Genomic DNA, 11,580 nt, shown 5'->3' on the forward strand with positions numbered 1-11,580 from the left:
TACCGGGAGGAACCATCATGGCCGAGCGACGGGTCACCGTGGCCAGCAAGGTCGGACTGCACGCCCGGCCCGCCGCACTGCTGGCGAAGGCCGCCGCCGACCAGCCGGTGACGGTCAGCATCGCCAAGGACGGCGGCGAAGCCGTTGACGCGGCGAGTGTTCTGGGTCTGATGACCCTGGGCGCCATGCACGGTGACGAGGTGGTGCTCAGCGCCGACGGGGACGGAGCGGACGCCGCTCTGGACGCCATCGCCGAGCTGATCGCCACCGATCACGACGAGTGATCCCGGTCGTGAGTGGTCTCGATCGCCCCGACGGCCGAGACCACTCACGGCCCACCCGAAGTGCAGCACGACACCCGCGGTCACGACGCCGGCCAACGTCGACGGCGTGGCCTGCGGGTAGCTCACGATCAGCCAGACGCCTCCCACGGCCAGCGCGGGCGGCACGACCAGCCCCGCGGTCCACCTGCGCAGCAACAGGAACGCGAGCGTCGAGACCAGCAGCGCCGCACCGAGCGTGTCGCTGAACCGGTGCCAGCCGAGCGACACCGTCTCCGCCGCGACCGCCCCCGCGCCGAACGCCCCCGGCACCGCCACGACCAGCGCGAACCGCCTGGGCACCGCCATCGTCACCGCGATCACCGACGCCACCGCGGCCGTCGTGTGTCCACTCGGGAAGCTGTTGTGCACCAGGACGGCGTCGTCGTCGAGCGGCGGCCGCACCAGCACGTAGAGCTTCAGGACCTGCGCTCCCAGCACCGAACCGCCGAGCAGCAGCAACGGCGTGAGCGACTTCCTGCGTGCGAAGAGAACCACGAGGACGGCGGCGACGATGATCACCGTGTCCACGTTGGACGCCCACGAGCGTTGGAGTGACAGCTCGGGCAACGCGGCGTTCTCCGCCTTCTGCCCGAACGACGTCCACACCAGCGCGAAGTACGTGAAGAGAAATCCCAGCATGCTTCCGGCCATGGGTTCGACACTCCGCGAGCCGGTCCATGGGAACGTCCATGCCATGTCATGGTTCCGCTACAGATCCAGCGCCGGTGCCGTGTCCGGCAGATAATGGATCTCGTGGCGATGGTGTTGCTGGTCGAGGACGACCCCTCGGTGCGTGAAGGACTCGGGCTGGCGTTGCGCCGCCAGGGACACGACGTCCGAGCAGCGGAAACGGGTGAGGAAGGCGTCGAGAAGCTGCGCGAGTCCCGTCCCGACATCGTTGTCCTCGACATCATGCTGCCGGGCATCGACGGCTTCGAGACGTGCCGGCGGATGCGCACGCACGCCGAGGTGCCGATCATCATGCTCACGGCGCGCGGCGACGACTTCGACGTGGTCGCGGGCCTGGAGGCCGGCGCGGACGACTACGTGGTCAAGCCCGTGGAACCGCGCGTGCTGGAAGCACGCATCCGCGCCGTGCTGCGGCGGACCGTCGCCGAGCCGTCGTCGATCGAACGGCACGGCTCGCTGGTGATCGATCGGGCAGGCCTGCAGGTGCTCAAGAACGACGTGAAGGTCGCGCTGACGCCGACCGAGCTCAAGCTGCTGCTCGAACTGTCGCGCACCCCCGGCCGCGTGCTGACCCGCCAGCAGATCCTCGAGGCCGTCTGGGAGCACGACTACCTCGGCGACTCCCGGCTGGTCGACGCGTGCGTGCAGCGGTTGCGCGCGAAGATCGAGGACGTGCCCTCCGACCCCGGTCACGTCCACACGGTGCGCGGCTTCGGTTACCGCTTCGGCCCACGATGAGGTCGTTGCTGCGCGGCCTGCGCCCCAGGCTGATGGCCGCGTTCCTGCTGCTGACGGTGCTGGGCGCGGTGGGGGCCGCGGGGGCCTCCTACGCGACCGCCCGCACGTTGCTGCTGGAGGACGCGCAGGACGGCTTCATGAACCCGCTCGTGCAGGACGTCCGCGACTACGCGCCCCGGCTGACCGTGCCACCGGCGCAGGAGGATCTGGACGGCTTCGGCTCGTACCTGCGCGGCTCGGCGGTCGTGGTCTACGAGGGCCTGCGCTCCGCCAGCGGCCCCGACCCGTCGTTCATCCCCGCCGAGATGCGCGAGAGGCTCAGGACGAGCCGGACGACCCTCTGGCAGCGCCGCACGGACCTGACCGAGCCGTACGTCGTCGTGGGCATCCCGCTGGTCCGTGCGGACGGCACGCCCACGGGCGTGGAGGTGTGGTCGCTGCTGTACCTGAGGGGCCCGCAGACCGCCATCGACAGCTTCTCGACGGCCGCCTGGGTGGGCGTCAGCCTCGTGCTCCCCCTGGCCCTGGGCGTCGCACTGTTCACCGCACGGGGTGTTCTGCGCCCCGTCCGCCGTCTCGGCGCCGCCGCCCGCGCGCTGGGGTCCGGCCGCCTGGACGCCCGCGTCGACGTACGCGGCTCCGACGAGCTCGCCGACCTGGCCCGCACGTTCAACCAGGCCGCCGAACAGCTGGAAGCCTCCCAGGCCGCCTCCCGCCGCTTCGTCGCCGACGTGTCGCACGAACTCCGCACACCACTGACGGCGATGAACGCCGTGACCGCCGTGCTGGACGAGGACGCGGACACGTTGCCGCCCGACACGGCCGTCGCGGCCCGCCTGGTCTCCGCCGAGACCCGCAAGCTGACCCGACTGGTCAACGACCTGATGGAGATCTCCCGCTTCGACGAGGGCCGCAACCTCCTCGAACTGGACGACTGGGACATCGGCACGGCGGTCCGCGACACCCTGGCCGCCCGCGGCTGGGCCACGTCCGTCGAGGCGTCGCTGCCCGAGGGCGTGGTGGCGCGGGTCGACCGCCGACGCCTGGACGTCATCGTCGCCAACCTCGTGGGCAACGCGCTCAAGCACGGCGGCGGCCCGGTGCGCGTGACGGTGCGGCCGGGCGTCATCGAGGTGGCCGACCACGGCCCCGGCATCCCCGCAGACGCCCTCCCCCACATCTTCGACCGCTTCTACAAGGCAGACACGGCCCGCTCCCGTTCCGAGGGCAGCGGACTGGGATTGGCGATCGCATGGGAGAACGCACGCCTGCACGGCGGCAGCATCGAAGCGGCCAACGCGCCCTCGGGCGGCGCGGTCTTCACCTTGCGCTTGCCCTCGTGACCCTCACGGCCTGCGGCATCCGCCCGACCCCGATCCTCACCGGGGCCGAGGCGCCGACGGTCTCGTCGCACACGCTCACCATCTACCTCGTCACGGCCGCGCACGACGGCCTGGTGCGCCGCACCCGCGACTACACCGGCGCCGTCGACATCACGACCGCGATGAACCTGCTGCTGGCCGGCCCGAACGACGAGGAGAAGAAACTGGGCCTGGTGACCGAACTGCCCGCGACGTCGTCCAAGGCGGTTCCGGTGCTGGACGTGATCGTGATGCCGGAGGACGTCGCGCCACCGAGGACGAAGTGGGCGGTCTTCCAGGTGCACTGCACGGCCCTGGCGAGCCGCGCGAAGGTGGCCGGCGTGGCACCGGTTTCCGACGAGTACTGCCCCTGATCAGGATCTGTAGAGGCGGGACGCACCGGCGGCCGTGGTGCCGTAACCGGTCGGCCCACGCGCCCAAGCGCAGCCCCCGGCGGACACACCCGTGCGCCCCCACCCGCCGGCCCTCCCAAGGTGAGGAACACCGGCATGCGATGACTCCGGCCGAGTGGCACATCGTCCGCAGCCAAACGAGTCAGGCGTAGGGAACCACACGACCGGCGCACGCCGGTACCGGACAGCCCAAGATCAAGCCGAAAGTTACGACCGCGAGGCGAGTTTCGCGGCCAGGGCGGCGCGCATGGCCTCCTGCGGCGCGGACTTGCCGGTGAACTGCTCGAACTGCCCGAAAGCCTGGTGCAGCAACATGTCCAGCCCGGTGACCAGACGGGCCCCGGAGGCCTCCACGGCCTTCGCCACCGGTGTGGGCCACGGGTGGTAGATCACGTCCAGCACGTACGGCGCCCGCGCCAGCGAGTCGGCCAGCCGGGCGGCGGCCTCGGCGGGCACCGTCGACACGAGCACGTCCGCGGCACCGGCCAGCACGGCGAGGTCCACAGAGGACAGTTCCAGCACCTCGACGGAGACGCCGACCCTCGACGCCGTCTCCACGGCCTCTCCCGCGCGCGCGGGATCGCGCACCACCAGGGACACCGACGAGATCCCGAGCTCGGCGAACCCGGCCAGCGCCGCCGCGGCCGTGCCGCCCGCACCCAGCACGACGCCGTGCGAGCCGCCGGAGAAACCCTTCTCCCGCAACGCTCCCACCACACCGTCCACATCGGTGCAGTCGGCGTGCCACTCGGAACCGTGGCGCACCAGCGTGTTCGCCGCCCCCACCGCGGTCGCCCGCGGGGTCACGACCGAGGCGAACGCCAGCGCGGCGCGTTTCGTCGGCATCGTGCAGGACAGGCCTGCCCACTCCGGTCCCAGCGACGAGACCAGCGCGGGAACGCCGGCCTCCGAGCACTCCAGGCGGGTGTACTCCCAGTCGAGGCCCAGCTCGGCGTACGCGGCGTTGTGCAGCACGGGAGAAAGCGAGTGTTCGATCGGCGAGCCGATCACCGCCGCCTTGCGCACCACTAGTAGACGCCCTCCCGCTGAGCCTTCTGGTCCTTCGCCTGGTGCTCCTCGTACGTCTTCGAGAAGCACGACGTGCCGTCCTTCTGGCACTTCACGAAGTACATGTCGTCGCCGCCCGCGGGCTTGATCGCGGCGGCGATGGCCTGCTGCGACGGCGAGCCGATCGGCGTCGGCGTCAGGCCGGCGACCTTGTAGGTGTTGTAGGGCTGGATCGCGTTGCGGTCCGCGTCGGACGTGCGGATGTGCGGCTGGTTGTTCCGGTAGTTGATGGTCGAGTCGAACTGCAGGGGCATCGGTTCCGCGATGCGGTTGTAGATGACCTGCGAGACCTGGCCGAAGTCCTTCTCGATGGCTTCCTTCTCGATCAACGAGGCGATGACGAGCACCTCGTAGGGACGGAAGCCGGTGTTCATGGTGCCGCCGGGAATGCCCGCGCCCTGCAGCTTCTGGGCCGAGGCCACGATGACGCTGCGGATCAGCTCGACCGCGGTGACACCGGGTTTGACCTGGTAGACGCCGCGCATGATCAGGCCTTCGAGGCGGAACTGGGGATCGGCGCGCTTCACGTCCGCCACCGCCCAGTCCGGCACACCGAGGGCGACCGGGTCGGTCTGTTCGGCGGCGGCCTTGATCTCGTCGGCGGTCAGGCACACCTTCGCGCCGTCCTTCTCCGTGCAGCTCGCGGCGGCGAGCTTGGAGTAGATGCCCGGGACGGCCTTGCCGTCGGCCTGGATGTCGGTGAGCTTCAGGCCGCCGACGATCTGCACGGCCGGCACCCTGGTCTTCGGGTCGATCATGCGGGCCACCGCGTTCTGGCCCGACATCTTCGTCTTCATCAGGTAGAAGCCGGGCTGGATCGACGTCACGCGGGTGTCGGTCTTGCTGGCCTCGGTGAACGCGCGCGCGGAGGCGACGACGCCGTTGTCGTACAGGGTCGACGCGATCTTGCTGACCGGGTCGCCGTCCTGGACCTCGACGATGGCGTCGACCTCGCCGCTGCCCGCGTAGTCCTCGAACGAGCCGATGCCGCGCAGCTCCTGGTAGCCGTAGTAGGCACCGCCCATGCCCACGGCGAGGACCAGCGCGACGACCAGCCACAGGACCGTCTTCTTGCGCTTCTTCGCCTTGACGCGGGCGTTGTCACGCTCGCGATCGCGCTTCCTGACCGGCCTGCGCTCATCCGCTTCGGGGTCGGTGAACAACCCGAGATCGTCGCCGCTCACGCCTCGTCCTTTCGGGCGGGCACCGAACGTGCCCGTGCGTCCAGCCAAGATTGCAGGATCTCGACAGCGGCAGCCTGGTCGACCACGGCTCGCTGCTTCTTGCCCTTCACACCGCGCTGTGCCAGTACCCGGCTGACCACGACCGTCGTCAGGCGTTCGTCGCTGAGCCGCACCGGCACCGGAGCGATGCGCCCGGCCAAGGCCGCAGCGTACGCGGTCGCCGCCTCTGCTGCGGGGCCGTGCCTGCCTGCCAATGTCTTCGGTAAGCCGACCACGACCTCTACGACGTCATGTTCGGCCACGAGACGTACGAGTTCCGTGAGGTCCGAGCCGTTCTTCTGGTCGCGCTGCAGGGTGACCAGCGGAGTCGCCAGGAACGGCGCCGGATCGCTGAGGGAGACCCCCACGCGAACCGACCCGACGTCGACGCCGAGCCTCCGTCCGAGGCCCGGATCGTCGACACCAGGAGAATCAGCGCTGCTCAAGCACCTTGTCCAGTTCGTTGGTCAGGGCCGTGATGGCGTCGGTGACGCCGGCCGGGTTCGTGCCGCCGCCCTGGGCCAGGTCCGGCTTGCCGCCACCGCGGGCGGCGATGGCCGGGCCGAACGCCGGAACGAGCTTGCCGGCGGCCAGCCCCAGGTCACGGGCGGCGGCCGTGGTGGCCACCACGAAGCTGACCTTGTCGCCGTCGACCGAGAACAGGGCCACCACACCGGGCTTGCTGCCCAGGCGGTTGCGGACCTCGCCACCGAGGGTGCGCAGGTCGTTGCCCGAGACGCCCTCCAGGCCGAGGGCCACCAGCGACAGGCCGCGGATGTCGAGGGCCTTGTCGGCGAGGGCGCCGGCGTTGCCCAGCAGCTCGGCGGCGCGGACCTTCTCCAGCTCCTTCTCGGCGGACTTCAGGCGCTCGACCAGCGACTCGATCCGCTCGGGCAGGCCTTCGGAGCCGACCTTGAGCATGTCGGAGAGGTTCTGCACGATGGCGCGTTCTCTGGCCAGGAACCGCATGGCCTCGATGCCGACGTAGGCCTCCAGGCGGCGCACGCCGGAACCGATCGACGACTCGCCCAGCAGGGTGATCGGGCCGATCTGCGACGAGTGCTCGACGTGGGTGCCACCGCACAGCTCGCGCGACCACTCGCCACCGATCTCGATGACGCGCACGGTCTCGTCGTAGGTCTCGCCGAACAGGGCGACGGCGCCCATGTCCTGGGCACCGGCCATGTCGGTGTAGACGATGCTGACCGGCAGGTCCTTGCGCACGGCGAGGTTCGAGACCTCCTCGATCTCGCTGCGGGCCTCGGCGGACAGGCCACCGGTCCAGGCGAAGTCGAGCCGCAGGTAGCCGGGCTTGTTGTACGAACCGCTCTGCAGGGCCGACGGGCCGAGCACGTGCCGCAGGGCGGCGTGCACGACGTGCGTGCCCGAGTGGCCCTGGCGGGCGCCGACGCGCCACTCCGGGTCGACGCGGGCCTCGACGTGCTCGCCCTCGCCGACCTCGCCGCTGACGACGCGCACCTGGTGCACCCACAGCTTGCGGGCGACCTTCTGCACGTCGAGCACCTCGAGCTCGGCGTTGGCCGTGACGATGGCGCCGGCGTCGGACTCCTGGCCACCGGACTCGGCGTAGAGCGGCGTGCGGTCGAGGACGACCTCGACGATGTCGCCCTCGCGAGCCGACTTCACCCGCTGGCCGTTGCGCACGATGCCACGCAGCGTGGCCTCGGAGGCGAGCTCGGTGTAGCCGGTGAACTCGGTCGGGCCCTGCTCCAGCAGCTCGCGGTAGACCGACTGGTCGCCGTGGCCGGTCTTCTTGCCGGCGGCGTCGGCCTTGGCGCGGGCGCGCTGCTCGGCCATCAGCTTGCGGAAGCCGTCCTCGTCCACGGACAGGCCGGCCTCGGAGGCCATCTCCAGCGTGAGGTCGATCGGGAAGCCGTACGTGTCGTGCAGCTGGAAGGCCTTGTCACCGGGCAGCGTGGCGCGGCCGTCGGACTTCACCTCGGCGGCGGCACCCTCGAAGATCCGCGAACCGGCGTCGAGCGTGCGCAGGAACGTGTCCTCCTCGGCCTTGAGCACCTGCTGGATGCGGGCGAACCCGCTGACCAGCTCGGGGTAGGCCTCGCCCATCGAGTCACGGACGACCTCGGCGAACTGCTGCAGCACCGGCTCGTTCACGCCCAGCAGGCGGGAGCTGCGGACGATGCGGCGTAGCAGGCGGCGCAGCACGTAGCCGCGGGCCTCGTTGCCGGGCGTGACGCCGTCGCCGACCAGCAGCACACCGCTGCGGGCGTGGTCGGCGATGACGCGGAAGCGGATGTCGTCGACCTCGTTGGTGCCGTACTTGCGGCCGGAGAGCTCCTCGGCCTTGTTGATCACGGCGCGGACCAGGTCGGTCTCGTAGACGTTGTCGACGCCCTGCAGCAGGTAGGCGACGCGCTCGACGCCCATGCCGGTGTCGATGTTCTTCGACGGCAGCTCACCGAGGACCGGGTAGTCCTTCTTGGCGCCACCCTCGCCGCGGATGTTCTGCATGAAGACGAGGTTCCAGATCTCCAGGTACCTGTCCTCGTCGACTACCGGGCCGCCCTCCTTGCCGTACTCGGGGCCGCGGTCGTAGTAGATCTCCGAGCACGGGCCGCACGGGCCGGGGACGCCCATCGACCAGAAGTTGTCCTCGACGCCGCGGCGCTGGATGCGCTCCAGCGGCATGCCGGCGACCTTCTGCCACAGCTCGATGGCCTCGTCGTCGTCGAGGTAGACCGTCACCCAGATGCGCTCGGGGTCGAAGCCGTAGCCGCCGTTCTCCTGGGAGTTGGTGATCAGCTCCCAGGCCAGCCGGATGGCGTCTTCCTTGAAGTAGTCGCCGAGCGAGAAGTTGCCGGCCATCTGGAAGAACGTGAGGTGGCGCGTGGTCTTGCCGACCTCGTCGATGTCGGGCGTGCGCACGCACTTCTGGATGCTCGTCATCCGCTTGGCGGGCGGCGGGGCCTCGCCGAGGAAGTACGGCTTGAACGGCACCATGCCGGCGTTGACGAACAGCAGGTTCGGGTCGTCGAGCAGCAGCGAGGCACTGGGGATGTACTTGTGCCCGGCCTTCTCGAAGTGCTCGCGGAAACGCTTGATGATCTCGTGGGTCTGCACGGGAAGTTCCTCGGTGTGTTGCTGGGAGAGTCAGGGCATGGTCACGGGGCGAACGGCGCTAGTGCTTCCCGTTCGCCCTGGGCGCTCGGCGCCCCGGCGTGAATCCCGTCTGACGTTCCACGGTGTCCTGCAACTCCTGCTCCCGTTCGGCCATTCCCGCGCGCACCTCGGCCCCGAAGGAACCGATGGCGCCGGCGAGTTCGCGCAGGCCTTCGCCCACGTTAGCGCCGAGGCCGGCGGGAGTCGCCTGCTTTGCGATCTCGGAGGCCTTCTTCGCGGCGAACAGGCCTGCGGCGGCACCCAGTCCGAACCAGAAGAGACGGCTCACTTCGCACCTCGCCTGGGACGGCGCTTGGAGTGCTTGTTCGGCTGTTCGGCGGCCTTGCGGCGAGCCTTGACGGCCTTGCTCACGCCGTAGGACAGCGCGGCGGCCTTGACCAGCGGACCGCCGAGAGTGGCGGTGAACAGGCTGGTGAGCGCCGAGACGTTGCCCGTGACGGCGCGTGCGTTGGCCGTGATGCCGTCGACGCGTTCGAGCTGCGTGTTCACGTGCGTGAGCGTCGTGTTGGCCTCGGTAAACAACGGGTCCGTGTTCTCGTGCGCTTTGCGCATCGCGATCGTGGCCTCGTCGAAGAAGCGCGCGGCCTTGATCGCCACGACCCCGACGATGAGCACGAACAGCACGAAAGCACCGGCGGCAAGCCACCCTGGCGACACGGATCCTCCTGGTGAACAGGCGTTCGGGCTTGATTGCGGGTGAGATTACCGGGTGGGTCCGACACTCGACTGGGCGGCACCATTTGTTGATCTTCAACGACCTGTGGCGCCGTCGATCTGCTCGCGGAGGATGTCGGCGTGGCCCGCGTGCCGGGCGGTTTCGGCGGTCATGTGCGCGAGTACCCACCGCAGCGTCTTCCGCACGCCTTCGACCGGGGTCACCATCAACGCCTCGGGATGGCCGGCGGCCTCGATCGCGCCGTCGCCGCCGGCGATCGCCGCGCGGTAGTCCGCGATCACCGTCGCCGCGTCGCGGTCGGCGGGCACGGTCATGCCGGACTCGTCGTCCTCGGACCACTCGGCGCCCGCGAGGTGGTGGCCGAACCAGTAGCGCTCGGCTTCGGCCAGGTGCTGGACCAGCCCCAGGATCGAGGTGCCGCTCGCGACGAGTGGCCTGCGCAGCTGTTCGTCGGTGAGGCCTTCCGCCTTCTTGAGCACGCAGTGCCGCTGGAACGTCAGGAACGCGTGGGCGACGTCGAGCTCACCCGTGTCGACACGGGGCACCGGCTCGCGCTGGGTCTCCTGCATGGCGAGAACGTACGGGACTCATTGACGCGTGGCCGTCACAGCCTGTGAAATACCCGTCACCCAGGGCTTGACAGCGGCAGCCTTGCCAGTAGAAGTTAGGCAACCCTAACTTGACCCGCAGGAGGCCTCGTGAAGCCGGTGTCGCACCTGGACTCCTATCGGCTCCAGCTCATGGCGGACGCCCCGCCCGTCCCCGACCTGCCGACGCCGTGGGACGCCCGCGTGGCGCGTTCGGACGGCTACGACCTGCACCTCGTGCACCGCTGGAACCAGGCACCGCACGTCGCGGCGTTCCGGAAGCAGGCGTGGACGTTGCCGCAGTGGGAGCGGCGGCTGGCGGAACAGCTGGCGGGGGACGACGTCCGGCCGGTGCTGGTCAGCTGGCACGGCCGCCCGGTGATCTACACCGAGGTCTACCGCGCGGCCAGGCACGCCGTCGCCCGCTGCTACCGGGCGCGGCCGCACGACCTCGGGCTGAACCTCGCCGTCGGCGAGCTGGCGATGACCGACCGCGGACTCGTGCGGTCGCTGCTCCCCAGGCTCACCGACGCGCTGTTCGAGGCCGACCCGCACTGCACGCGGATCGTGCTCGAACCGGACGTGCGCAACACACGGGCGATCAGGTCGTTCGAGGCCGGCGGGTTCATGGCCGCGGACGAGATCATGCTGCCCGGCAAGCTCGCACTGCTGATGGTCTGCAAACGCTAGAACGCGGTGATGTCCTGCGGTGCGCGTTCCTTGCGACTCAAAGCGCGCACCACGTCGATCGCGCGGTGCTTGTTGAGCGCCATCCGGGTCAGCAGGTCGATGACCGTTTCGCTGACGTGGCGAGGGAACTCGGGCGTGTCCAGCCCGACGCTCACCGCGAGGTCGTCGGAGTGCACGACGAACTCCATCAGCCTGCTGACGAGGTACTCGTCCAGCGGCACCGCCCACGGGCCCCAGTGCGGCATGCGAACGCCCCGGTTCTCCTGACCGGGCAACGACTTCGCGAGTTCGTCGAGCGTCTGCTCGAACCGGTCACACAGGGCGTCCCGCCCTTCCACCGCGAGCTTCTCGCCGCCCGCGCGGATGCGGGTGTGGAACTCGGAGTCGACGTCCAGATCGGTCCACTGGGCTCGTTCGTAGTGCTCCATCAGGGAGACGACGGGCTCGTCGCCGGGCGGCGTCCCGATCATGGACGGGAGAGGCAGCGCCTGGTAGGCCAGGTGCCCGGCGAGGCCGCTGACGCCGAACTCCGGCAGGGCGCTCGGCCGGTCCCAGTGCTGTGCGACCTGCTGGTGGCGCAGGAGTTCCAGTGCGATGCGGGCGGTGGTCAGGAAGTCTTCTCTGATCGTCACCTCGTCGAAGTTACGCG

General features: G+C 69.9%; 13 protein-coding genes and 1 pseudogene. 5 read left to right on the top strand and 9 right to left on the bottom strand.

Annotated elements, in window-relative coordinates; translation table 11 throughout:
- Window positions 1–17: 17 nt before the first annotated feature.
- Window positions 18–284, top strand: coding sequence for an HPr family phosphocarrier protein (locus BLR21_RS42430; protein ID WP_159460507.1), 267 nt, complete (start codon window positions 18–20; stop codon window positions 282–284).
- 195 nt (window positions 285–479) lie between these two features.
- Here the strand turns inward: BLR21_RS42430 and BLR21_RS43730 are convergent.
- Window positions 480–1,019: pseudogene (locus BLR21_RS43730) on the bottom strand (phosphatase PAP2 family protein); the annotation flags it as partial.
- 57 nt (window positions 1,020–1,076) lie between these two features.
- Here BLR21_RS43730 and BLR21_RS12490 point away from each other — a divergent pair.
- The 3 genes from BLR21_RS12490 to BLR21_RS12500 are packed head-to-tail and all read left to right on the top strand — an operon-like array spanning window position 1,077 to window position 3,486.
- Entirely contained in the window at window positions 1,077–1,751 is a 675-nt protein-coding gene (locus BLR21_RS12490; protein WP_090006069.1) for a response regulator transcription factor, read from the top strand.
- Window positions 1,748–3,094: a sensor histidine kinase gene (locus tag BLR21_RS12495; protein WP_090005973.1), complete on the top strand. Its 1,347-nt coding sequence runs from the start codon at window positions 1,748–1,750 to the stop codon at window positions 3,092–3,094. Before BLR21_RS12490 ends, BLR21_RS12495 begins: the two co-directional genes overlap by 4 nt.
- Window positions 3,091–3,486 (top strand): hypothetical protein, encoded by a 396-nt coding sequence (locus BLR21_RS12500; protein ID WP_090005974.1) that lies wholly within the window; start codon window positions 3,091–3,093, stop codon window positions 3,484–3,486. Before BLR21_RS12495 ends, BLR21_RS12500 begins: the two co-directional genes overlap by 4 nt.
- A 246-nt stretch (window positions 3,487–3,732) precedes the next feature.
- On the opposite strand, the gene BLR21_RS12505 is transcribed toward BLR21_RS12500, so the two are convergent.
- The 7 genes from BLR21_RS12505 to BLR21_RS12535 all read right to left on the bottom strand — a co-directional run bounded on the left by BLR21_RS12505 (window position 3,733) and on the right by BLR21_RS12535 (window position 10,223).
- On the bottom strand, window positions 3,733–4,554 hold the full coding sequence (locus tag BLR21_RS12505; protein WP_256334648.1) for a shikimate dehydrogenase: 822 nt from the start codon (window positions 4,552–4,554) through the stop codon (window positions 3,733–3,735).
- The gene (gene mltG / locus BLR21_RS12510) at window positions 4,554–5,777 is read right to left on the bottom strand and encodes an endolytic transglycosylase MltG (protein WP_090005975.1); all 1,224 of its coding nucleotides are present in this window, start codon (window positions 5,775–5,777) and stop codon (window positions 4,554–4,556) included. The genes BLR21_RS12505 and mltG overlap by 1 nt, the downstream gene beginning before the upstream one ends.
- Window positions 5,774–6,262, bottom strand: coding sequence for a Holliday junction resolvase RuvX (gene ruvX / locus BLR21_RS12515; protein ID WP_090005976.1), 489 nt, complete (start codon window positions 6,260–6,262; stop codon window positions 5,774–5,776). The genes mltG and ruvX overlap by 4 nt, the downstream gene beginning before the upstream one ends.
- A complete protein-coding gene (gene alaS, locus BLR21_RS12520) occupies window positions 6,249–8,918 on the bottom strand; it encodes an alanine--tRNA ligase (RefSeq protein ID WP_090005977.1) in 2,670 nt (889 codons plus the stop codon). The genes ruvX and alaS overlap by 14 nt, the downstream gene beginning before the upstream one ends.
- Window positions 8,919–8,976: 58 nt before the next feature.
- Window positions 8,977–9,246 carry a hypothetical protein gene (locus BLR21_RS12525; RefSeq protein ID WP_090005978.1) on the bottom strand — a complete coding sequence of 90 codons (270 nt, stop codon included), beginning with the start codon at window positions 9,244–9,246 and terminating at the stop codon, window positions 8,977–8,979.
- Window positions 9,243–9,635 (bottom strand): DUF948 domain-containing protein, encoded by a 393-nt coding sequence (locus tag BLR21_RS12530; protein ID WP_090005979.1) that lies wholly within the window; start codon window positions 9,633–9,635, stop codon window positions 9,243–9,245. Before BLR21_RS12530 ends, BLR21_RS12525 begins: the two co-directional genes overlap by 4 nt.
- Window positions 9,636–9,728: 93 nt before the next feature.
- Window positions 9,729–10,223, bottom strand: coding sequence for a DinB family protein (locus tag BLR21_RS12535; RefSeq protein WP_090005980.1), 495 nt, complete (start codon window positions 10,221–10,223; stop codon window positions 9,729–9,731).
- Window positions 10,224–10,352: 129 nt separating this feature from the next.
- Between BLR21_RS12535 and BLR21_RS12540 the strand changes: the two genes are divergently transcribed.
- Entirely contained in the window at window positions 10,353–10,931 is a 579-nt protein-coding gene (locus BLR21_RS12540; RefSeq protein WP_218130856.1) for a GNAT family N-acetyltransferase, read from the top strand.
- Here BLR21_RS12540 and BLR21_RS12545 read toward each other — a convergent pair.
- A complete protein-coding gene (locus tag BLR21_RS12545) occupies window positions 10,928–11,563 on the bottom strand; it encodes a maleylpyruvate isomerase N-terminal domain-containing protein (RefSeq protein ID WP_090005981.1) in 636 nt (211 codons plus the stop codon). The genes BLR21_RS12540 and BLR21_RS12545 overlap by 4 nt on opposite strands.
- Window positions 11,564–11,580 lie beyond the last annotated feature (17 nt).

This window comes from Lentzea albidocapillata subsp. violacea (assembly GCF_900100275.1).
Classification (GTDB): domain Bacteria; phylum Actinomycetota; class Actinomycetes; order Mycobacteriales; family Pseudonocardiaceae; genus Lentzea; species Lentzea violacea.